The organism is Streptomyces sp. SAJ15 (assembly GCF_007595705.1).
Classification (GTDB): domain Bacteria; phylum Actinomycetota; class Actinomycetes; order Streptomycetales; family Streptomycetaceae; genus Streptomyces.
This window is the reverse complement of record NZ_NISY01000001.1, coordinates 512,230-531,702: the sequence shown is the minus strand read 5'-3', so window position 1 is coordinate 531,702 and position 19,473 is coordinate 512,230. Positions and strand designations below refer to the sequence as shown.

The 19,473-nt window shown below is 73.1% G+C and carries 20 protein-coding genes; 11 read left to right on the top strand and 9 right to left on the bottom strand.

Features of this window, described 5'->3' with window-relative positions:
* Positions 1 to 115 precede the first annotated feature (115 nt).
* Positions 116 to 841, top strand: coding sequence for a hemolysin III family protein (locus CD790_RS02320; RefSeq protein ID WP_144381252.1), 726 nt, complete (start codon positions 116 to 118; stop codon positions 839 to 841).
* A gap of 301 nt (positions 842 to 1,142) precedes the next feature.
* Here CD790_RS02320 and CD790_RS02315 read toward each other — a convergent pair whose 3' ends face one another.
* The 4 genes from CD790_RS02315 to mca form a co-directional block, all read right to left on the bottom strand.
* Positions 1,143 to 3,176, bottom strand: coding sequence for a thioredoxin domain-containing protein (locus tag CD790_RS02315; RefSeq protein ID WP_144381251.1), 2,034 nt, complete (start codon positions 3,174 to 3,176; stop codon positions 1,143 to 1,145).
* 172 nt (positions 3,177 to 3,348) lie between these two features.
* Positions 3,349 to 4,512, bottom strand: coding sequence for an epoxide hydrolase family protein (locus tag CD790_RS02310; protein ID WP_186318838.1), 1,164 nt, complete (start codon positions 4,510 to 4,512; stop codon positions 3,349 to 3,351).
* 852 nt (positions 4,513 to 5,364) lie between these two features.
* Positions 5,365 to 5,652 (bottom strand): hypothetical protein, encoded by a 288-nt coding sequence (locus CD790_RS02305; protein ID WP_399216834.1) that lies wholly within the window; start codon positions 5,650 to 5,652, stop codon positions 5,365 to 5,367.
* Positions 5,653 to 5,656: 4 nt separating this feature from the next.
* Positions 5,657 to 6,529, bottom strand: a complete 873-nt coding sequence (gene mca, locus CD790_RS02300; RefSeq protein ID WP_144381250.1) for a mycothiol conjugate amidase Mca — start codon at positions 6,527 to 6,529, stop codon at positions 5,657 to 5,659.
* 93 nt (positions 6,530 to 6,622) lie between these two features.
* Between mca and CD790_RS02295 the strand changes: the two genes are divergently transcribed.
* Entirely contained in the window at positions 6,623 to 7,033 is a 411-nt protein-coding gene (locus CD790_RS02295) for a DUF4307 domain-containing protein (protein ID WP_144381249.1), read from the top strand.
* A gap of 492 nt (positions 7,034 to 7,525) precedes the next feature.
* Positions 7,526 to 8,023, top strand: a complete 498-nt coding sequence (gene greA / locus CD790_RS02285; RefSeq protein ID WP_144381248.1) for a transcription elongation factor GreA — start codon at positions 7,526 to 7,528, stop codon at positions 8,021 to 8,023.
* Positions 8,024 to 8,183: 160 nt separating this feature from the next.
* Here the strand turns inward: greA and CD790_RS02280 are convergent, their stop codons facing one another.
* The 3 genes from CD790_RS02280 to ilvA all read right to left on the bottom strand — a co-directional run bounded on the left by CD790_RS02280 (position 8,184) and on the right by ilvA (position 11,431).
* A complete protein-coding gene (locus CD790_RS02280) occupies positions 8,184 to 9,098 on the bottom strand; it encodes an ABC transporter permease (protein ID WP_144381247.1) in 915 nt (304 codons plus the stop codon).
* Complete coding sequence (locus CD790_RS02275) at positions 9,095 to 10,078, bottom strand: ATP-binding cassette domain-containing protein (RefSeq protein ID WP_144381246.1); 984 nt, start codon at positions 10,076 to 10,078, stop codon at positions 9,095 to 9,097. The genes CD790_RS02280 and CD790_RS02275 overlap by 4 nt, the downstream gene beginning before the upstream one ends.
* Before the next feature lie 135 nt (positions 10,079 to 10,213).
* Positions 10,214 to 11,431 (bottom strand): threonine ammonia-lyase, encoded by a 1,218-nt coding sequence (gene ilvA / locus CD790_RS02270; protein ID WP_144381245.1) that lies wholly within the window; start codon positions 11,429 to 11,431, stop codon positions 10,214 to 10,216.
* A gap of 144 nt (positions 11,432 to 11,575) precedes the next feature.
* Here ilvA and CD790_RS02265 point away from each other — a divergent pair, with 144 nt between their 5' ends.
* The 3 genes from CD790_RS02265 (at position 11,576) to CD790_RS34375 (ending at position 13,048) form a co-directional block, all read left to right on the top strand.
* Positions 11,576 to 12,103 carry a MarR family winged helix-turn-helix transcriptional regulator gene (locus CD790_RS02265; protein ID WP_144381244.1) on the top strand — a complete coding sequence of 176 codons (528 nt, stop codon included), beginning with the start codon at positions 11,576 to 11,578 and terminating at the stop codon, positions 12,101 to 12,103.
* A 121-nt stretch (positions 12,104 to 12,224) separates the two neighbouring features.
* Positions 12,225 to 12,797, top strand: a complete 573-nt coding sequence (locus tag CD790_RS02260) for a sigma factor-like helix-turn-helix DNA-binding protein (protein WP_186318837.1) — start codon at positions 12,225 to 12,227, stop codon at positions 12,795 to 12,797.
* The gene (locus CD790_RS34375; protein WP_186318836.1) at positions 12,794 to 13,048 is read left to right on the top strand and encodes a hypothetical protein; all 255 of its coding nucleotides are present in this window, start codon (positions 12,794 to 12,796) and stop codon (positions 13,046 to 13,048) included. The genes CD790_RS02260 and CD790_RS34375 overlap by 4 nt, the downstream gene beginning before the upstream one ends.
* A gap of 47 nt (positions 13,049 to 13,095) precedes the next feature.
* On the opposite strand, the gene CD790_RS02255 is transcribed toward CD790_RS34375, so the two are convergent.
* The gene (locus CD790_RS02255) at positions 13,096 to 14,241 is read right to left on the bottom strand and encodes a cystathionine gamma-synthase (RefSeq protein WP_144381243.1); all 1,146 of its coding nucleotides are present in this window, start codon (positions 14,239 to 14,241) and stop codon (positions 13,096 to 13,098) included.
* Positions 14,242 to 14,403: 162 nt separating this feature from the next.
* Here CD790_RS02255 and CD790_RS02250 point away from each other — a divergent pair, with 162 nt between their 5' ends.
* The 5 genes from CD790_RS02250 to CD790_RS02230 all read left to right on the top strand — a co-directional run bounded on the left by CD790_RS02250 (position 14,404) and on the right by CD790_RS02230 (position 19,000).
* Positions 14,404 to 15,501, top strand: coding sequence for a hypothetical protein (locus CD790_RS02250; RefSeq protein WP_144381242.1), 1,098 nt, complete (start codon positions 14,404 to 14,406; stop codon positions 15,499 to 15,501).
* A 227-nt stretch (positions 15,502 to 15,728) separates the two neighbouring features.
* Entirely contained in the window at positions 15,729 to 16,391 is a 663-nt protein-coding gene (msrA, locus tag CD790_RS02245) for a peptide-methionine (S)-S-oxide reductase MsrA (RefSeq protein ID WP_144381241.1), read from the top strand.
* Between the two features lie 112 nt (positions 16,392 to 16,503).
* Positions 16,504 to 17,034 (top strand): helix-turn-helix transcriptional regulator, encoded by a 531-nt coding sequence (locus CD790_RS02240; RefSeq protein ID WP_144381240.1) that lies wholly within the window; start codon positions 16,504 to 16,506, stop codon positions 17,032 to 17,034.
* A 139-nt stretch (positions 17,035 to 17,173) separates the two neighbouring features.
* Positions 17,174 to 18,055 (top strand): M23 family metallopeptidase, encoded by an 882-nt coding sequence (locus CD790_RS02235; protein WP_144381239.1) that lies wholly within the window; start codon positions 17,174 to 17,176, stop codon positions 18,053 to 18,055.
* 45 nt (positions 18,056 to 18,100) lie between these two features.
* Complete coding sequence (locus CD790_RS02230) at positions 18,101 to 19,000, top strand: phosphorothioated DNA-binding restriction endonuclease (protein ID WP_144381238.1); 900 nt, start codon at positions 18,101 to 18,103, stop codon at positions 18,998 to 19,000.
* A 33-nt stretch (positions 19,001 to 19,033) separates the two neighbouring features.
* Here CD790_RS02230 and CD790_RS02225 read toward each other — a convergent pair whose 3' ends face one another.
* On the bottom strand, positions 19,034 to 19,390 hold the full coding sequence (locus CD790_RS02225; protein ID WP_144381237.1) for a DUF1330 domain-containing protein: 357 nt from the start codon (positions 19,388 to 19,390) through the stop codon (positions 19,034 to 19,036).
* Positions 19,391 to 19,473 lie beyond the last annotated feature (83 nt).

Genomic DNA, 19,473 nt, shown 5'->3' with positions numbered 1-19,473 from the left:
GACCGCGCTCATTTGATCATCCGACCCCTCAGCCGATCTGTCCAGAGGGCACCTCCGTGACCATCACCACTCGATACCGGGCCGTAACCTACGGTGGCGTAGGTAGCATTACGCCATGACTGCCACCGCGCCCGACGCCGCCGTGGACTCCCTCCCGGGAGGATCCGAACTGGCCGCCCCCCTAGGGGAGACGGCCCTACCGATGCCGCTCAAGCCGAGACTGCGAGGGTGGCTGCATGCCGGGATGTTTCCGGCCGTCCTGATCTCGGGCGTGATTCTGACCGCCCTCGCCGACAGCCCGCGCGGGCGCCTGGCCTGCGCGATCTTCACCCTGACGGCCTGTGCGCTGTTCGGGGTGAGCGCGCTCTACCACCGGGGCGACTGGGGCCCGCGGGCCTCGGCCGTGCTGCGCCGGCTGGACCACGCGAACATCTTCCTGATCATCGCGGGCACCTACACGCCCTTCACGCTGCTGCTTCTGCCGGAGGGCAAGCAGCAGTTGCTGCTGTGGCTGGTCTGGGCCGGCGCGCTGGCCGGGATAGCCTTCCGGGTCTTCTGGGTCGGCGCCCCGCGCTGGCTCTACACCCCCTGCTACATAGCGCTGGGCTGGGCGGCGGTCTTCTTCCTCCCCGACTTCATGCGCACCGGCGGCATCGCCGTCATGGTCCTGATCATCGTCGGCGGTGTGCTCTACAGCATCGGCGCGGTGATCTACGGGACCAAGCGGCCGAACCCCTCACCGCGCTGGTTCGGCTTCCACGAGGTGTTCCACTCCTTCACCCTCGCGGCCTTCGTCGTGCACTACGTCGGGGTGTCGCTGGTGGCCTACCAGCACGGCTGAGCCAGCGCACCGTCACCCCCTGAGCCGAGCCCCGGCCCGGGCGGAGGTGAGCCTTCGGGCCCGCCCCGCCCGGGCCGCTGTTTTCACGGCCCCCGGGCGGCGCCCCATGGGCCCTGCCAGGACGCGGCGGGGCCTCGTGACAGCCGGTCGGCACCCTGACGGCACCCTGACGGGTCAGGGCAGGCGAGTCAGGCAGGCGGCCAAGGCACGGGGCAGGCGGGTCAATGCACGGGGCAGGCAGGCGGCTCGGGGCGGGCGGGTCAATGCACGGGGCAGGCGGGGCAGGGCGGGCGGGCCGATCTCAGGACCGTCCGACGATCAGTGAGGCCAGCACCTTGGGCTCCCCTGTCGGCGCGTCACACGTGAAGTTGCGGCAGACATAGGCCGCGGGACGCTCCTTGAAGAGCGGACGGTCCGCCAGCAGCGGCAGTTCCTCCGAGCCGGGCGGGCCGACGGCGACCACCGCACCGGGGGCGGTGCCCAGCAGGGCGGTCCGGTGCAGGGCACGGGTGGCCGGGTCCTCCAGCGAGCCGACGACGGCGATCTCACGCGGCCCGTCGAACACCGCCTCGGCCACCGCCAGCCCCCAGCCGATGAACCGGGGCACGCGCGACCCCAGCGCGGTGACCACGCCCAGCGCTCTCTCGGCGGCCTCCCGGTGCCGGCTGGAGCCCGTGAGGGCCGCGTACGAGAGCAGGGCGCCGGCGGCGGCCGTCCAGCCGGAGGGCGCCGCGTTGTCCGTCGGGTCCTGGGGGCGGCGGATCAGCGCCTCGGCGTCGTCGGCGGTGTCGTACAGGGCGCCGTCCGGGGCGGCGAAGTGTCGCAGCACCGTGTCCAGGAGCAGCCCGGCGAACTCCACCCAGACCGCCTCCCCGCTGACGGCCGCGAGCGCCAGGAACCCCTCGGCCACATCGGCGTAGTCCTCCAGGACGCCCGCGTGGGTGCCGGCCTGGCCGTCCAGGGAGGTGCGGGTCAGCCGCCCGTGGTAGTCCATGTGGGTGCGCACCAGCAGATCGGCGGTCTCGGTGGCGGCCTCGATCAGGTCGGGGCGGTCGAAGTACGCGCCCGTCTCGGCCAGCGCGGCCACGGCCAGCCCGTTCCACGCCGCCACGATCTTGTCGTCCCGGCCGGGGCGCGGCCGCCGCTCCCGGGCCTCCAGCAGCCGCTGCCGCACGGAGGCCACCCGAGCGGCGTCGACCAGCGGCTCCCCGTCCGGCAGTTGCAGCACCGACGTGCCGTGCTCGAAGGTGCCGTCCTCGGTCACCCCGAAGTACCCCTCGGCGAACCGCCCGTCCTCCTCGCCCAGGACCTCGCGCAGCCGCTCCGGCGTCCAGACGTAGAAGGCGCCCTCCACATGCGCGCCGCTGCCGTCGTCGCTGTCGGCGTCGAGCGCGGAGGCCAGGCCGCCCTGATCGGTGCGCAGCTCCCGGACCATGAAGTCCGCCGTCTCCAGGGCGATACGACGCGCCAGGTCGGAGCCGGTGGCGCGCCACAGATGGGCGTAGACCCGGCACAGCAGCGCGTTGTCGTAGAGCATCTTCTCGAAGTGCGGCACCGTCCAGCCGCCATCCACCGCGTAGCGCGCGAAGCCGCCGCCGAGCTGGTCGTAGATGCCGCCGCGGGCCATCGCCTCGCAGGTGGCCTGCACCATCTGGAGCGCGCCCTCGGAACCGGTGCGCGCGTGGTGCCGCAGCAGGAACTCCAGCACCATGGACGGCGGGAACTTCGGCGCTCCCCCGAAGCCGCCGCGCACCGCGTCGAACTCTCTGGCCAGCCCCATCAGCGCGGCGTGCAGGTCGTCCTGGCCCGGCGGGTGTGGCGCGTCGAAGGCCAGGGTGCGCCCGGCGAGGTCCCGCACGATCCGCCCGGCGACCTCGGCCACCTCGTCCCGGCGGTCCGCCCATGCCGTCCGCACCCCCTCCAGGACCTGCCGGAAGGACGGCATGCCGTGGCGGGGCTCGGGCGGGAAGTAGGTGCCGAAGTAGAAGGGCTCGGCCTCGGGGGTGAGGAACACCGTCATGGGCCAGCCACCCTGCCCCGTGGCCGCCTGCACCGCCTCCATGTAGACCGCGTCGACGTCCGGCCGCTCCTCCCGGTCGACCTTCACGGACACGAAGTGCTCGTTGAGGTAGGCGGCCGTCTCCTCGTCTTCGAAGCTCTCGTGCGCCATCACATGGCACCAGTGGCAACTCGAATAGCCCACGCTGAGCAGCACCGGCACCGCACGGCGGCGGGCCTCCGCGAACGCCTCGTCGGACCACGGCAGCCAGTCGACCGGGTTCTCGGCGTGCTGGAGGAGGTAGGGGGACGTCTCGTGCGCCAAGCGGTTGGACATGCCTCCATCTTCGCGCATCCGCTCGATCCCGCCCGTGTTGTCCACAGGCGTGGTGCGCGCGTTGTCCACAGCTCCACCGGCTGCCTTGCGCGGAGGTGGGCGGGTCGGTTAAGCGGGCCGCCGCCGGGCCCCGGGCCCGGCGGCGGTGTCCCGTACTCCCTTCGGCCGACGGTCAGCGCAGCGTGCGGAAGAAGCCTCGGACGTCGTCGACGAGGAGGTCGGGGGCCTGGAGCGAGGCGAAGTGGCCGCCGGCGGGGATGTCGGACCAGTGGGTGATGCGGTGCGAGAGGGCGGCGAGGCCCCGGATGGCGTGGTCGCCGAGGAAGTTGGCCACCCCGGTGGGCACCCCCGAGGGCTCCGGGCGCACGCCCCAGCCGTCGGCCCCGGCCTCGCGGTAGAGCCGGGCCGCGGAACCGGCGGTGCCGGTCAGCCAGAGGGCGCTGACGTTGGTCAGCACGGCGTCGCGGTCGGCCGGCGTCTGCTCCGTACGGGTGGGGTCGTGGTCGACGAACCATTCCAGGTTCCACGCCAGTTGCCCGGCCGGCGAGTCGTTGAGGGCGTAGGCCACGGTCTGCGGGCGGGTGCTCATCTGCGTGGCGTAACCGGAGTGGCCGTACCACCACGCTTCGTTGGCCAGCGCCTGCTCCCGTTCGGCGGCGGTCAACAGCTCCAGTTCCTCGGGGCCGGTGGCGATCGCGGCGTCGGCGAGGGCGTTGACGTGCACGCCGATCACCTGCTCGGGGGCGACCCGGCCGAGCTGGGGCGAGACGATGGCGCCGAAGTCGCCGCCCTGGGCGCCGTAGCGCTCGTAGCCGAGACGGCGCATGAGTTCGGCCCAGGCGCGGGCGATGCGCCCGGTGTTCCAGCCCTTCTCCCGGGTGGGTCCGGAGAAGGCGAAGCCGGGGACGGAGGGCGCGACGACATGGAAGGCGTCGGCCGGGTCACCGCCGTGCGCCCGGGGGTCGGTGAGCGGGCCGATGATGTCCACGAAGTCGTTGACGGTGCTGGGCCAGCCATGGGTGATGATCAGCGGGGTGGCGTCGGGCTCCGGGGAGCGGACGTGTAGGAAGTGCACCCGCTGGCCGTCGATGACGGTGGTGAACTGCGGAAAGCCGTTGAGTCGGGCCTCGTGCGCGCGCCAGTCGTAACCATCGGCCCAGTAGCCGACGAGCTCCTTCAGATACGGCAGGGCGACGCCGTAGTCCCAGCCGGCCCCGGGCAGTTCGTCGGGCCAGCGGGTCCGTGCCAGCCGGTCGCGCAGATCATCGAGATCGGCCTGCGGAATGTCGATACGGAAGGGCGTGATCGCCGGGTCCTGTTCCGTGCTGTGGTCCATGTGGATCACGCTAGGAACCGTTGCGGTCAGTCAGTGTCCGCAAGAAGTCGGGGACTGATCGGTGAGACAGCGGAAGCCCGTCGCCGCGGGTGCCCGCCTCGTCGCACCGGGGTGCCCCTTACGCGGACGGGGTGAGGCACCTCGGCGCGGGCTGAGCGGCTGAGCGGAGTGGGGGCGCCGGGGGGCGCGGAGCGGACCGGGGCGGTGGTGCCGGGGTGCCCGGCCGCGCGGAGGGCCGGTGACACGGAAGCCTTCCGGGACAGTGCGCGGAGCCGGCCCGCCGCGCGGGCACGGCTGGAGTGCGTGGGCGTCGCGGGAGCGCGCGGGCGGTCCGCGGCCTGGCGGCGGGTGAACGCCCCGCCGCGCGGGCGCGGGCGCAGCGCGCCGGCAGGTCCACGGCCCGGCGGCGGGTGAACGCCCCGGCGCGCGGACATACGGCTGACGCCCGGGACTACGGCCGAGGTCTGGTGGGAGGTGCGGCCAGGCACGCGACGGCCGGGACGCAGCAGCCAGCCGCATCACCCCGACATGGCCGCCGCCCAGGCAGAGGCACAGCCGTGGCCGCCGCCCCAGGCGCAGGCTTGACCGCCGCTCCCGGCATGGGCGTGGCCCGCCGGGCCCCCGGCACGGGCATGGCCGCCGGGCCCAGGCGCAGGTATGGCCGCCCGGCCCCAGCACCGGCATGGCCGCCACCCCGGGTCACGGCCGCCGGTCTCCGAGCACCACCGCCGAGGGTCTCCGGGCACGGCCGCCGGTCTCCGGCGTCGCCGAAGCGCGGCCGGGCCGTCGGGGCTCGGGGCCCGACGGTTCGACCGCGCCGTTCCGCGATCGGCTCTCGCCGACCGGCGCCGGCTAGGCGCTCTTGTCGTCCGGGGTGGCCTTCGAGGGCTTCGCCGCCGTGGACGCCGCCACGGCGCCCGCGCCCGCGCCGGCCGTGGCCGGCTCCGGGTGCTCCTCGAAGTTCACCTTCCCCATGTGCTTGTTCATCGACTTCATCAGGAACCACACGGCGACGCCGATCACCGCGAACACGATGAAGCCGAGGACGCCCGGCGTCACCTTGTTCTTGTCCAGTTCTTTGGCGAGCTGGAAAGCGGTGGACGCGTGCGTCATGGCCAGGGAGCTGGTCGCGCTCATCATGGGCTCAATTGTTGCGGATGCCCGCGAAGAGGTCGTCCTCGGGGAGGGAGGTATCCACCAGGGACCTGGCCAGCTCGTACTCCTCCGTCGGCCAGACCTCCTTCTGGATCTCCATCGGGACCCGGAACCAGCCGCCGTCGGGGTCGATCTGGGTGCGGTGCGCGATCAGCGCCTTGTCGCGGATCTCGAAGAAGTCCGCGCAGGGGACGTAGGTGGTCAGGGTGCGCTCCCGCTTCTGGAAGGACTTCCAGCGCTCCAGCCACTCCCCGTACGGCGACTCCAGGCCGCGCTCCAGCAGCGCCTCGTGCAGCGCGACGGTGCGCGGCCGGTTGAAGCCCTGGTTGTAGTAGAGCTTCAGCGGCTGCCACGGCTCGCCGGTGCCCGGATACTTCTCCGGGTCACCGGCGGCGTCGAAGGCGACCATCGAGATCTTGTGGGTCATGATGTGGTCGGGGTGCGGATAACCGCCGTTCTCGTCGTACGTGGTGATCACGTGCGGCCGGAACTCGCGGATGAGCTTCACCAGCGCCCCGGCCGCCTCGTCCACGTCCTGGAGCGCGAAGCACCCCTCGGGCAGCGGCGGCAGCGGGTCGCCCTCGGGCAGTCCGGAGTCGACGAAGCCCAGCCACTCCTGCTTGACGCCGAGGATCTCGCGCGCCTCGTCCATCTCCTTCTTGCGCACCTCGTGGATGTGCTCCTCGATGTACGTGTCGCCCTGGAGCTTGGGGTTGAGGATGGAGCCGCGCTCGCCACCCGTGCAGGTCGCGACCAGCACGTCCACCCCCTCGGACACGTACTTCGCCATGGTGGCCGCGCCCTTGCTCGACTCGTCGTCGGGATGGGCGTGCACGGCCATCAGTCGCAGCTGCTCAGTCAAGGCTCGATCCTCATTGATTCGTCGCGGAAGGCGGCTTCTATAGTGACCCAAATCGGGGACGAATAATTCCGGGCCCCATGAGGAGGAACGATCATGGCGACGGTGCCAGCGGGCAAGCCGGAGGGCCGCTACGGCCGGTCCGCCGACGAGCGCGCCGACCGCAAGCTGAAGATCATCGGCGGGGTGCTCGGCACCGCGCTGCTCGGCGTGGTCGTCTGGTCGGGCTACTCCTACATCACAGGCCAGGACGTCAGCGGCCGTCTGATCGGTTTCCAGGTGGTCTCGGACGACGTCGTCAAGGTGCACCTGGAGGTCCGCAAGGGCAAGGACGACACCGGCGTCTGCACCCTGCGCTCCCGCGCCGAGGACGGCACCGAGGTCGGCCGCCGCGACGTCACCTTCGACCAGCGCACCGAGCAGGTGGACGAGATCGTCACCATCCACACCACCGAGCGCGGGACCAACGCCGAGCTGGTCGGCTGCAAGAACACCTCCGACGGCTGACCCCGCCCCCGCGGCCCGTCCCGGCAGGCCATCCGCGCCACGCCACCGGTCCGCCCCCTCGCCGCGCCCCTCCCGCCGTACGCCGCCCTCCCGCCCGTACGCCGCCCGCGCGGCGGCGAACCCGCGTCGGGGGCTCCGCGCGGCCAGCGGCGGAACGGCTGATTCCCTTCCCGTACGCTCCGAACGCTCCCCGCGCCCCCGCCCCTCCATGTCGCCCGCCTCGCCCGCACGGCGGTCGACACGACGCCGCCGGCGACGGCCCGTCCGAAGTCGGGTTTCTCTTCCCGTCCGACATCGGCCTCCGCGCACGGGCGAGTGATTCTCGACACCGCCGCTCTGACCAGGACTGTTGCGTTTCATACGCATTCATTCCGCTGCCCTCCTCCCCCTTTTGCGCCGTAATTGTTAGGCTCGTGGTTTCGCCCGGCTTTGAAGGCGCACCCTTCTGAGTAGGGCGTTGATTTGTATTCCCAGCACCTACGAGGAGCACCTGTGACCCAGACCAGCGAGAGCGTCACCTGGCTGACCCAGGAGGCGTACGACCAGCTCAAGGCCGAGCTGGAGTACCTGTCGGGTCCCGCACGTGTCGAGATCGCGAAGAAGATCGAGGCTGCCCGCGAGGAAGGTGACCTGCGGGAGAACGGCGGGTACCACGCCGCCAAGGAAGAGCAGGGCAAGCAGGAACTCCGCGTGCGGCAGCTGACGCAGCTCCTGGAGAAGGCGAAGGTGGGCGAGGCCCCCGCGGACACCGGTGTGGTGGCCCCCGGCATGGTCGTCACCATCGCCTTCGACGGCGACCCGGACGACACCCTCACCTTCCTGCTGGCGTCGCGCGAGTACGCGAGCACGGAGATCGAGACCTACTCGCCGCAGTCGCCGTTGGGCGCGGGTGTGAATGGCAAGAAGGTCGGCGAGGACGCCGACTACGAGCTGCCGAACGGGAAGACCGCCACCGTGCGGATCCTGGACGCCAAGCCGTACCACGGCTGACACGGGTTCGCGTGACCCCCCGGCCGCCTTGCGCCGGGGGGTTTCTCGCGTCCTGGAGCCGTCAGGAGGCCCCGCGCGCCGCCGGGTGTCCACGGAGCCCCGCGGACACCCGGGACCCGGGACCCCGCCGACGCGCGCCCCGCGCGGCCGTCGACGCGCGCTACGCGGCGGCCGAGCGGTACTTGCGCACCGCCAGGGTCCGGAAGCAGCCGATGATCAGCAGGGACCACAGCAGCGAGGCCTGGATCGGGTGCTGCATCGGCCAGGCGTCCGGCACCGGGTAGCCGGGCGGGAGGTTGCCGAACAGCTCCCGGCACGCCTGCACGGTGGCGCTGAACGGGTTCCACTCGGCGATGTGCCGCAGCACGGTGGGCATGCGGTCGGCGGGCACGAAGGCGTTGGAGACGAAGGTCAGCGGGAAGAGCCAGATCAGGCCACCGGAGGTGGCCGCCTCCGGGGTCCGCACCGACAGCCCGATCAGCGCCCCGATCCACGAGAACGCGTGCCCCAGCAGGAGCAGCAGGCAGAAGCCCGCCAGCGCCTTGAGGAGCCCCTCGTGCACCCGCCAGCCCACGATGACCGCGACGACGGCCAGCACCACCAGCGTGAGCGCCGTCTGCACCAGGTCGGCGAGGGTGCGGCCGGTGAGCACCGCGCCACGGGCCATCGGCAGTGACCGGAAGCGGTCGATGAGGCCCTTGTGCATGTCCTCGGCGATGCCGGCGCCGGCGCCCGCCGTGGCGAAGGTGACGGTTTGCGCGAAGATTCCCGCCATAAGGAATTCGCGGTAGACCGACGGGTCGGTGGAACCGCCGACGGCGATCGAACCGCCGAATACGTAGCTGAACAGCACCACAAACATAATCGGCTGGATAAGTCCGAAAATGACGACTTCGGGGATCCGGGCCATGCGGATGATGTTCCGCTGGGCGATGACGAGCGAGTCGCGCACCGCCTGAACGGGCCCACCGCGCGGGCGCGGGGCCACGATGGCGGTGCCGCCCGAACCGCCGACCCCGCCGACCCCGCCGGAGCCGCCGCGACCGCTCGTACCGGTCTTCCGTACCACGCTCATGGCGCGACCTCCCCGTTCCGCTCGCCCTCGGAGGCGCCGGTCTCGGCGGTGTGCCCGGTCAGCGAGAGGAACACGTCGTCCAGGGTCGGACGGCGCAGCCCGATGTCGTCGATCTCCACACCCCGCGCGTCCAGCTCGCGGATCACCTCGGCGAGGAGCTTGGCCCCGCCGCTGACCGGGACGGTGACCTTCCGGGTGTGCCCCTGGACGGTCGTCTCGCCCTTCCCGAGGGTGCGCAGCACCCCGACGGCGGTGGGGATGTGCTCGCCGTCGTGCACCACCACCTCCACCCGCTCGCCGCCCGTCTGGGCCTTGAGCTGATCGGAGGTGCCGCGGGCGATCACCCGCCCGTGGTCGACCACCGCGATGTCGTCGGCGAGGTGGTCCGCCTCCTCCAGGTACTGCGTGGTCAGCAGCAGCGTGGTGCCCTGTGCCACCAACTCCTGGATGACGTCCCACAGTGCCTGCCGATTGCGCGGGTCGAGCCCGGTGGTCGGCTCGTCCATGAACATCACCGGCGGGCTGACGACCAGGGCGGCCGCCAGGTCGAGTCTGCGGCGCATGCCGCCGGAGTAGGTCTTGGCCGGGCGGTCCGCGGCGTCCGCGAGGTTGAACCGCTCCAGCAGCTCCCCCGCGCGGGCCTTCGCCTCGCGCCCGCTCATCTGATAGAGCTGGCCGACCATTCGCAGGTTCTCGCGGCCGGTCAGATACTCGTCGACGGCGGCGAACTGACCGGAGAGGCCGATGGCGCGGCGCACGTCGTTGGGGTGCTTCAGCACGTCCACCCCCGCGACCCGCGCGGTGCCGCTGTCGGGCCGTAGCAGCGTGGTCAGCACGCGCACCGCGGTGGTCTTGCCCGCCCCGTTCGGGCCGAGCAGTCCGAGCACGGTTCCTTCGGGTACGTCGAGATCGACACCGTCCAGAGCCTTGACGTCACCGAAGGTCTTCACCAGACCCTCGGCATAGATGGCGCCTGGCATGTACTCCCCCAGATTCTTGGGTGACTCAGACAAGAATCGTACGTTTGCCGGATTAATCCCGCCGGTTGGCGGAATGTCGTACGCCCTGGAGAACCCTTTCTGCGCGGTGCGGCCCGCTCGTGGAAACCTCCCGTGTCAGGGCATCACCGTGTAGCCGGCCACGCGCAGTGCTTTGGCGACCGCCCCGCAGTGCTCCGGTCCCTCCGTCTCCAGGTGCAGCTCCACCTCGGCCTCCGTGAGCCCGAGCCGCGGATCGGTTCGTACGTGACTCACGTCGAGGACGTTGGCGTTCGCCTCGGAGAGGACCCCCAGCAGGGTGGCCAGCGCTCCGGGGCGGTCGGTGAGCCGCAGCCGCAGCGACAGGTAGCGCCCCGCCGCGGCCATGCCGTGGCGCAGGATCCGCTGGAGCAGCAGCGGATCCACGTTGCCGCCCGACAGCACCGCCACCACCGGCCCCGCGAACTCCTCGGGATCCGACAGCAGCGCGGCCACCGGGCTGGCTCCAGCCGGCTCCACCACGAGCTTCGCCCGCTCCAGGCACAGCAGCAGCGCGCTGGAGAGTGCGTCCTCGGACACGGTACGGATGTCGTCGACGAGATCACCAATGATTTCGAACGGTATGTCGCCGGGCCGCCCCACCTTGATGCCGTCGGCCATCGTCGTGGGCGCCTCGATGGAGACCGGACGACCGGCGGCCAGCGAGGGCGGGTACGAGGCGGAGCCGGCCGCCTGGACGCCCACCACGCGCACGTCCGGCCGCAGCGCCTTGACGGCCACCGCGACCCCGGCCGCCAGCCCTCCGCCGCCGACGCCCACCAGGACGGTGCGCACCTCCGGGCACTGCTCCAGGATCTCCAGGCCGACCGTGCCCTGCCCGGCGATCACATCGGGGTGGTCGTAGGGGTGGATGAAGACCGCGCCGGTGCTGCGCGCGTACTCCTGAGCGGCGTGCAGCGTCTCGTCGAAGCTCTGGCCGTGCAGCCGCACCCGCGCCCCGTAGTCACGCGTCGCGGCGACCTTCGGCAGCGGCGCGCCCTTCGGCATGAACACCGTGGAGGCCACGCCGAGCAGGGAGGCGGCGAGCGCCACGCCCTGCGCGTGGTTGCCGGCGCTGGCCGCCACCACGCCGGCCCCCCGCTCCTCCGGCGACAGCCCCGCGATCCGCACATAGGCGCCGCGGACCTTGAACGATCCGGTCCGCTGGAGGTTCTCGCACTTGAAGTGGACGGGCGCGCCGAGCAGTCCGGTCAGATAACGGCTGCCCTCCAGCGCCGTCGTCCGAGCCACTCCCGACAGGATCTTCTGGGCCTCACGCACGTCATCGAGCGTGACCGCTGGTGCAACTCGTGCCATGGTGCCAGTCTCGCAGCTCGCCTCGTCGGCGTGACGGCCGCCAGGCGGAGACGACAGGTTTGTGCAGCGCGGGTACGGGGAACGCCGCGGCCGCGTACTCTGTGCCCCATTCCACAGACCACCGCACGAAGTGAGCTCCAGGCCATGCCCACCTCTTCGGACATGACGACTCAACTCGATACGAACGTCACGGAGGTCGCGAACCCCGCGAACGTCCTCGACACCCTGCAGCACCAGGTCGCGCTCTTCGCGCGCCGCGCGGAGCAGACCCGCCTCGGCGGCCTCGGCCAGGCGCGGAACTCCATGGACCGCGCCGCGTACCTGCTGCTCAACCGACTTGACCAGGAAGGCCCGATGGGGGTCAAGGCGCTCGCCGCGGGCATGGGGATCGACTCCTCGACCGTGACCCGGCAGGTCGCCCCGCTGGTCGACTCCGGCATGGTGAAGCGCACCTCGCACCCGGAGGACGGCCGCGCGGTCGTGCTCCAGCTCTCCCAGCGCGGCAAGGCGCGGCTGGAGGAGGTGCGGTCCTCCCGACGCGAACTGATGGCGGTGGTGACCGAGGGGTGGACGGCGGAGGAGCGCGACGCCTTCTGCGAGTTGCTCACCCGGTTCAACACCGCGCTGTCGGCCATCCACACCTCCCTGCCGCAGGCCGCTCCCGCCTCTTGACCGCGCGGGCGGGCCTGGCGTGTGCTCTTAGGGAGGCGCGTTCCTCATGGGCCGGCCGCTTCCGGCCGCGAACCGCACCCCGTGCCCCGGGTGACGCGCCGAGCGGACACGGGAGGCGCTGTTGCGAGAGCGACGGGCGGTGCGCGAGCTCCGTCGGGCCCGGGAGTTCGATTCCTTCGTGGCGGGCGCGGGCGGGCGGCTGCTGCGCGCCGCCGCGCTGCTGACGGGCGGGCCCTTCGGCTCCTGCGAGGCCGCCGAGCGGCTGCTGGCCGCCGCCCTGGCCCGTACGTACGCCTCCTGGGTCGCGGACCGGCCACGCGGCGAGGATCCGTACGACCGCGCCCGCCGGGAGCTCGCCGCCCGCTTCGCCCACACCGCCTGGCAGTACCGCCGCCCGCGCGGTGGCGTGCTGGGTCGCCTCACCCCGCAGGAGCGCCTGGTGCTGGTGCTGCGTCTCCACGAGGGCGTCGCGGAGGAACAGGTCGCCGCCGTACTGGGTCTCTCGCCCGAGCGGGTCCGGGTCGTCTGCGCCCGCGCGGTGAGCGCGGTGCACGGCGGCGTCGCGCGGCCCCCGCGCGGCGCGCGGGCGCCGAGTGGGCCCGGTGGCCGCGACGGCGGACCGGAGGGCGGATCGGGGGACGTCCCGGGGCGGGCGGCCGGGGTGTCGGCGACCGGCGCGGGAGCGGCCCGGTGAACGCGCACGAACGCAGGACGGACCGGGTGCGGCGGCTGCTGGACGCGCCGCCGCACCCCGTCACACCGCCCTGGCTGGCCACCGTGGCGGCCGCGCGGGGCCACCGGATCCTGCGGCGGCGCCGCGCGGTGCGCGCCGTGGGCTGGTGGCTGCTGTGGCTCGCCGTCGTCGCCTTCGCCGTGTGGGCGTCGCTGACCGAGCCGTGGCACGTCGCTCCAGCGGAGACGACGCCTCCGCTGGAGGGCTGGTGAGCGTCCGGTGGGCGGGCGCCGCTCGGCACCCGCCCATCGCGCGGGGGTCAGCCCAGCGCCTGGGTGAGGTCCGCGATCAGGTCGTCCGCGGACTCGATGCCCACCGAGAGACGGACCAGGTCGGCGGGGACCTCCAGGGCGGAGCCCGCGGTCGAGGCGTGGGTCATCCGGCCCGGGTGCTCGATGAGCGACTCGACGCCGCCGAGGGACTCGCCGAGGGTGAAGAGCTTGGCGCGGTTGCAGACCTCGACGGCCGCCTCCTCGCCGCCCGCGACGCGGAAGGAGATCATCCCGCCGAAGCCGCGCATCTGCTTGGCGGCGATCTCGTGGCCCGCGTGCTCGGGCAGCCCCGGGTAGTAGACCTGCGCCACCTTGGGGTGCGAGGTGAGCAGCTCGGCGACGCGGGCGGCGTTGGCGCCGTGCCGGTCCATGCGGACCGCGAGGGTCTTGATGCCCCGCAGCACCAGCCAGGAGTCGAACGGGCCGGCGACCGCGCCCATCGCGTTCTGGTGGTAGGCCAGTTCCTCGCCCAGCTCGGCGTCGGACGTCACCAGGGCGCCGCCGACGACGTCGGAGTGGCCGCCCATGTACTTGGTGGTGGAGTGCACCACGACGTCCGCGCCCAGCGCCAGCGGCTGCTGGAGGTAGGGGCTGGCGAAGGTGTTGTCCACGACGAGGCGGGCCCCGGCGGAGTGCGCGACCTCGGCGAGGACGGCGATGTCGCTGATGCCCAGGAGCGGGTTGGAGGGCGTCTCCACCCAGATCACCTTGGTGCGGGGACGCAGCGCGGCGCGCACCGCGGCCGGGTCGGAGGTGTCGGCGACCGACCACTCCACGCCCCACCGCTCGACGACCTTGGCGAAGAGGCGGAACGTGCCGCCATAGGCGTCGTTCGGGATGACGACGTGGTCGCCGGGGACCAGCAGGGTGCGCAGCAGGCAGTCCTCGGCCGCCAGCCCGGACGCGAAGGCGAGGCCGCGGCGGCCGCCTTCCAACGCTGCCAGGTTCTCCTCCAGGGCGGTACGGGTGGGGTTGGCGGAGCGGCTGTACTCATAGCCGCCGCGCAGGCCGCCCACGCCGTCCTGCTTGTAGGTGGACACCTGGTAGATCGGCGGGACGACGGCGCCGGTGAGCGGGTCCGCCTCCTGGCCCGCGTGGATGGCGAGCGTCTCGAAGCTGTCGAAGTCGGTCATGTATCCGAGCGTAGTCGCCGCCCCGTGGTCGTCGCCCGCCCCGGTCCGCGGCGCGGATGCATACGCTGTAGGAGCGGCTCGCGCGGCACGCGCCCGCAGGGCGTGTCCGCACACCGCGCTCCGCGCGGGCGCACGACACCTCCGACTCTCACGGGACAGGCCATGGAATACCTCCTCATCCTGATCGGCATCGTCATGATCGGCGGGGTGATCGTCGTGCCCGCCCTGCGGAGGATGCGCGGGAACCAGGAGGTCCTTCAGGCGGCGACGCGCGCCGGCGACCCGAACGCGTACGGCTTTCTGCCCCCGGAGCGGCTCGACGTCCGGCTGCCCGGCCCCGACCAGCAGCTCGCCGACGTCCTGGAGGAGATCCGCCGCGGCCGGGACTGGCAGCCGGCGGCGCGGCTGCTGGCGCTCACCGAGGCCGGCTCGGAGCTGCGCTGGCAGCGCGTCCTGACGCTGGCGGGGGCGGCGGCGCACGAGCTGGCGCAGGCGCCGGGCGAGGGCGGCATGTGGCTGCGGACCTGGCGGGTGGAGGCCCCGAAGGACCCGGGCGGCGCGGCCGTGCACGCCCAGTTCCTGGTGGCGCGGGCGCTGCGCGACCCGTCCTCCGACGACTTCCGAATGATCATGGAGGAGGCCCGTACGGTCTGCGCCGAGGCGGCGCTGCTGGCCCCCGGCGACCCGGTCCCGCACATCACCGAACTGGCCGTCGCGCGCGGACTCGCCTACCGTCAGGCCGACTTCGAGGAGCTGTGGGCCAAGGTCACCAAGCTCGCGCCGCAGCACATGGGCGCCCACCTGGCGGCCCTCCCCTACTGGAGCGCGTCCTGGCACGGCTCGCAGGACCAGGCGGAGGGCTGGGCCCGCGCGGCCGCCGGCTCGGCGCCGGAGCGCAGCCTGCTGCCGGCGCTGCCGCTGTTCGCCGTCTTCGAGCACCTGCCGGAGGTCAACCTGGTGCGCGGGCTCTACCAGAGCGCGGTGGTCTCGGAGGCCATCGAGGGCGCCCGGTTCGCGGTGCACCACGCCCCCGCCGACCACCCGGTGCTGCCCCATGTGCGGCACCTGCTGGCCTGGTTCCTGGTGCAGGCGGAGCGCTACGGGGAGGCGATCGAGCAGCTGCGGCGGGTGGACGGACACGTGGGTGCGCTGCCGTGGTCCCTCAACGAGGACCCGGCGGTGGCGTACGTCGCCTACCGCACGGTGGCGGTGTCGGGCTGGGAGTCCCAGGGCGGCACCCCGGCGACGCTGCCGCGCTGACGGCCGGCGTCCCGCACGCGTGGGCGTGAGAGCCGGGACCGGGACGCCGGGTGCGACGAGGTGGCCGGCGTCCCGCACGCGCGGGCGTGAGGTCCGGTCCGGCCGTCACGGCCCGCCCGACGCGATCGCCCGCACGGGAACAGACGCGGGGCCGGCCCGAGGAATGCGGGCGGGCCCCCGGGCGTTCTACGGGTGGCTACGCCCAGCGACCCCGAGGGAGCGCCGAGATGCTGTTCCACCGCCACAAGTCCCACCTGCCCTCCCCCGAGGAGGCTCTGCGCGGTCGCGCGGAGCCGCAGTTCGCGCTGCCCGAGCGCCACACGGTGCTCGGCAACCCGCTGGCCGGCCCCTACCCGGAGGGCCTGGCCGTCGCCGACTTCGGCCTGGGCTGCTTCTGGGGCGCCGAGCGGAAGTTCTGGCAGGCCCCCGGCGTGTGGACCACCCTCGTCGGCTACCAGGGCGGGCACACCCCGAACCCGACCTACGAAGAGGTCTGCAGCGGCCTGACCGGCCACACCGAGGCGGTCCGCGTGGTCTTCGACCCGTCCGTGACCTCCTACGGGTCGCTGCTGAAGGTCTTCTGGGAGGCCCACGACCCCACCCAGGGCTTCCGCCAGGGCAACGACGTCGGCACCCAGTACCGCTCCGCGGTCTACACCCACGGACCCGATCAGCAGCGCGAGGCGGAGGCGTCCCGCGCGGCCTACCAGACCGTCCTCCGACAGTCCGGCTACGGCGACATCACCACCGAGATCCTCCCCGCCGGCCCCTTCCATCCGGCCGAGCCGTACCACCAGCAGTACTTGGACAAGAACCCGGCGGGCTACTGCGGGATCGGCGGCACGGGCGTCTCCTGCCCGGTCGGCGTGGCCCGCGCGGGCGACGCGTGATCCCCCGCGCGGACGACGCGTAGCGCCGCGCCCCAGGGCAGCGAGGGCGGTCGCGACCCCGCGGCCGCCCTCTCGTTTTGCCAAACATTACGTAATTACGTAATCTCAAAGCATGGAGCTGGAGGAGCGGGTCGCCGCACTGGAGCGCCGGCTCGCGGCGCTGGAGGAGGCGACGGGCCGGGGCACCGGCCCGGACGGGGCCGAGCGGGCGCGGGAGGAGGCGGGGGACGCCGAGTTCTGGGCGCTGGAGGGCCTCAAGGCGCAGCTCGCGCGGGAGGACCTGCGAAGCGGTGGGGTGCTGTTCACCGGCGCGGTCCGGCTGCCGCCGGGCGAGCGATACGAGTGGCAGTACGGGCTGCCGACCGAGGCGCTGCTGGAGGAGGACTGGTCGACGGCGGCCGAGTCCTTCGCGGCCCTGGGTCACGCGGTGCGGATGCGGCTGCTGCGCGAGATCCTGGGCGGCCGCCGCACCGTGGCCGAGCTGGCCGAGCTCGACGGGCTCGGGACCACCGGGCAGATCTACCACCACCTGCGCCAACTGACCGCCGCCGGCTGGCTGCACACCACGGGCCGCGGACGGTACGAGGTGCCCGCCGGGCGGGTGGTGCCGCTGCTGGTGGCGCTGGCCGCGGCGCGCCCCTGACGCGGGCTCCGACGGACCGGGCCCACGGCGCCTCCTCGACGGCGTCGCCGGCCCGGCGCCCGCGGCGCTCCCTGAGCGGTCGAGACGACCACCCGACCGCGCGACGCCCTTTCCACACACGACCTCTGGGGGAACTTCCATGCGCAAGGCAGGCATGGTGCTGTACCGGTGCAGCTGGATCGTCTTCATCGGCTACTGCACGGCGGGCTTCTTCTACGACCTCCCGTACCTCTGGGGCTGGATCCCGCTCGGGCTGGCGCTCACCCTGGCCTCCGTGATGAACCGGCGCCCCGGCGAGGGCGCGCAGCCCGCGTCCACGGCCGCCGGCGGGGAACGCCCGACGGGGACGGACCCGGAACCCAGGGCCGAGGACGCCGTCCACGCCGGAAGGCCCGCTCCGGTCGAGGTCGACCCGCCCGTCAGCGGCCGCTGGTCGGCCCTGAACAGCCCGGCCGACTCGGTGCCCAGCCACGGCACCCACGCCTACGGACAGACGTACGCGATCGACATCGTGGCCGAGCCGGCGGACGGCGCCCGCCCAAACTTCGGCTGGTGGCCCCTGGCCCGCCGCAACCGCGCCTTCCCGGCCTTCGGGGCCCCGCTGCTCGCCGTGGCCGACGCGACCGTCGTCCGCGCCACCGACCGACAGCGCGACCACCTCAGCCGCAACTCGTTCCCCGCCCTGCTCTACCTGCTCGTGGAGGGGATGTTCCGCGAGATGGGCGGCCCGAGCCGGATCACCGGCAACCACCTCGTCCTCGACCTGGGCGACGGCACCTACGCCATGTACGCGCATCTGCGGCGCGGTTCGCTGACCGTCCGCGCGGGCGATCGCGTCCGCGCGGGCCAGCGACTCGCCCGCTGCGGCAACTCCGGCAACTCCAGTGAGCCGCATGTGCACTTCCAGCTGATGGACCACCCGGACCTGGACGTGGCCCGTGGAATCCCCTTCACCTGGCGGGGAGTCGGCGTCCCGCGCGGAGGCGAGGTCTTCACGGTCGCCGAGCACGCGACCGTGTGACAGCCCGCCGACCGACGAAGCGACCGCCGCGACTACAGTCCCCCCATGGACTGGGCGGAGCGCATACGGAACCTGCGGCAGTGGTCGCAGAACGGACGGCGTGCCCCACACAAGCCGCTGCTCGTGCTCTACGCGCTGGCGCGGTTCCAGCGCGACCCCGACGCCGCCCTGCGCTTCACCGAGGTGGAGGCCGACCTCCAGCGGCTGTTGGAGGACTTCGGCCCCAACCACCGCACCTCGCCCGCCTATCCCTTCCACCATCTGACGAGCGACGGCGTCTGGGAGGTGCGGACCCACGCCGGCCCCGGCAGCCCCGGCACCACCGTCGGGCTGCTGCGGTCCAGCGGCGCGGCGGGACGACTGGCGCCGGGCCTGCGCACCGAACTGTCGCGGGACCCCGCCCTGCTGGGCCGGCTGGCCCACCTGCTGCTGGAACGGCACTTCCCGCCCTCGCTGCGCACCGACATCGTGGACGCCGTCGGCCTGGACCTGACCGCCGCCGACGGCGCGTGGCCGCCGGCGCCCCCGACCCCCGAGGCGCGGCGGCGCGACGCGGAGATGCGGCGGCGGGTGCTGGTCGCCTACGCGCACCGCTGCGCCTTCTGCGGCTTCGACGGGGTCCTCGGCCGCTCCCCGGTCGGGCTGGAGGCGGCACATGTGCGCTGGTGGGCGCATGCCGGACCGGACGAGGTCTCCAACGGGCTGTGCCTGTGCTCGCTGCACCACAAGCTGTTCGACTCCGGCGTGCTGGGGCTCGACGGCCGCCACCGGATCATGGTCTCTCAGCAGTTCGTCGCCCGGAGCGAGACCGGCCGTACCCAGGTGCTGGACCTCGGCGGGCGTGAACTCATCGGCCCGCGGCCCGGCAGCGAGCCGGTCGCGGCCGCGCACATCGCCTGGCACACGGAGCAGGTCTTCCGCGGCGACGCCCGGGTGCCGGCCTAGCCGACCACGCCGCCCGGACCATGCGACGCCCGGCTACGCGCCGGCCTCCGCGGCCAGGGCCTCCCGGAACACGGCGGCCTTCTCGGCCGGGTCGTAGTCCGGCCCGACGCCGTCCACGATGACGATGTCGCCGACCACATGGTCGGTGCGCAGCGGGAGGATCTCCTGGTAGGCGGGGGACGCGTACCAGCCCTCGGCCTCGGCGCGGCCCGGGAACTCGATCAGCACCACGCTGCCGCGCCACTCCCCCTCGACGACGTCGAGCGCGCCGCCGTGGACGAGGAAGCGCCCCGCGTACGGGTCGAGGGTGGCCTGGATCTTCTCCACGTAGGCGATGAGGTCGGTGTGCGGCCGGCTGTCGCGGAAGTGGGCGAGGGCGTAGGCGGTCATGGCTGCTCCTGGGCATGGGGGCGCGGTGGCGGAGGGACGGACGGGCTTCGGCGAGTGATCGCCGCCGGGGCGGTGGCCCCGGC

Bases quoted from the DNA above. Each gene is read 5' to 3' on its own strand.
- CD790_RS02320 (WP_144381252.1), top strand. From the start codon at position 116: ATGACTGCCACCGCGCCCGACGCCGCCGTGGACTCCCTCCCGGGAGGA.
- CD790_RS02315 (WP_144381251.1), bottom strand. From the start codon at position 3,176: ATGTCCAACCGCTTGGCGCACGAGACGTCCCCCTACCTCCTCCAGCAC.
- CD790_RS02310 (WP_186318838.1), bottom strand. From the start codon at position 4,512: ATGGACCACAGCACGGAACAGGACCCGGCGATCACGCCCTTCCGTATC.
- CD790_RS02305 (WP_399216834.1), bottom strand. From the start codon at position 5,652: ATGATGAGCGCGACCAGCTCCCTGGCCATGACGCACGCGTCCACCGCT.
- CD790_RS02295 (WP_144381249.1), top strand. From the start codon at position 6,623: ATGGCGACGGTGCCAGCGGGCAAGCCGGAGGGCCGCTACGGCCGGTCC.
- CD790_RS02280 (WP_144381247.1), bottom strand. From the start codon at position 9,098: ATGAGCGTGGTACGGAAGACCGGTACGAGCGGTCGCGGCGGCTCCGGC.
- CD790_RS02275 (WP_144381246.1), bottom strand. From the start codon at position 10,078: ATGCCAGGCGCCATCTATGCCGAGGGTCTGGTGAAGACCTTCGGTGAC.
- ilvA (WP_144381245.1), bottom strand. From the start codon at position 11,431: ATGGCACGAGTTGCACCAGCGGTCACGCTCGATGACGTGCGTGAGGCC.
- CD790_RS02265 (WP_144381244.1), top strand. From the start codon at position 11,576: ATGCCCACCTCTTCGGACATGACGACTCAACTCGATACGAACGTCACG.
- CD790_RS02255 (WP_144381243.1), bottom strand. From the start codon at position 14,241: ATGACCGACTTCGACAGCTTCGAGACGCTCGCCATCCACGCGGGCCAG.
- CD790_RS02250 (WP_144381242.1), top strand. From the start codon at position 14,404: ATGGAATACCTCCTCATCCTGATCGGCATCGTCATGATCGGCGGGGTG.
- msrA (WP_144381241.1), top strand. From the start codon at position 15,729: ATGCTGTTCCACCGCCACAAGTCCCACCTGCCCTCCCCCGAGGAGGCT.
- CD790_RS02240 (WP_144381240.1), top strand. From the start codon at position 16,504: ATGGAGCTGGAGGAGCGGGTCGCCGCACTGGAGCGCCGGCTCGCGGCG.
- CD790_RS02235 (WP_144381239.1), top strand. From the start codon at position 17,174: ATGCGCAAGGCAGGCATGGTGCTGTACCGGTGCAGCTGGATCGTCTTC.
- CD790_RS02230 (WP_144381238.1), top strand. From the start codon at position 18,101: ATGGACTGGGCGGAGCGCATACGGAACCTGCGGCAGTGGTCGCAGAAC.
- CD790_RS02225 (WP_144381237.1), bottom strand. From the start codon at position 19,390: ATGACCGCCTACGCCCTCGCCCACTTCCGCGACAGCCGGCCGCACACC.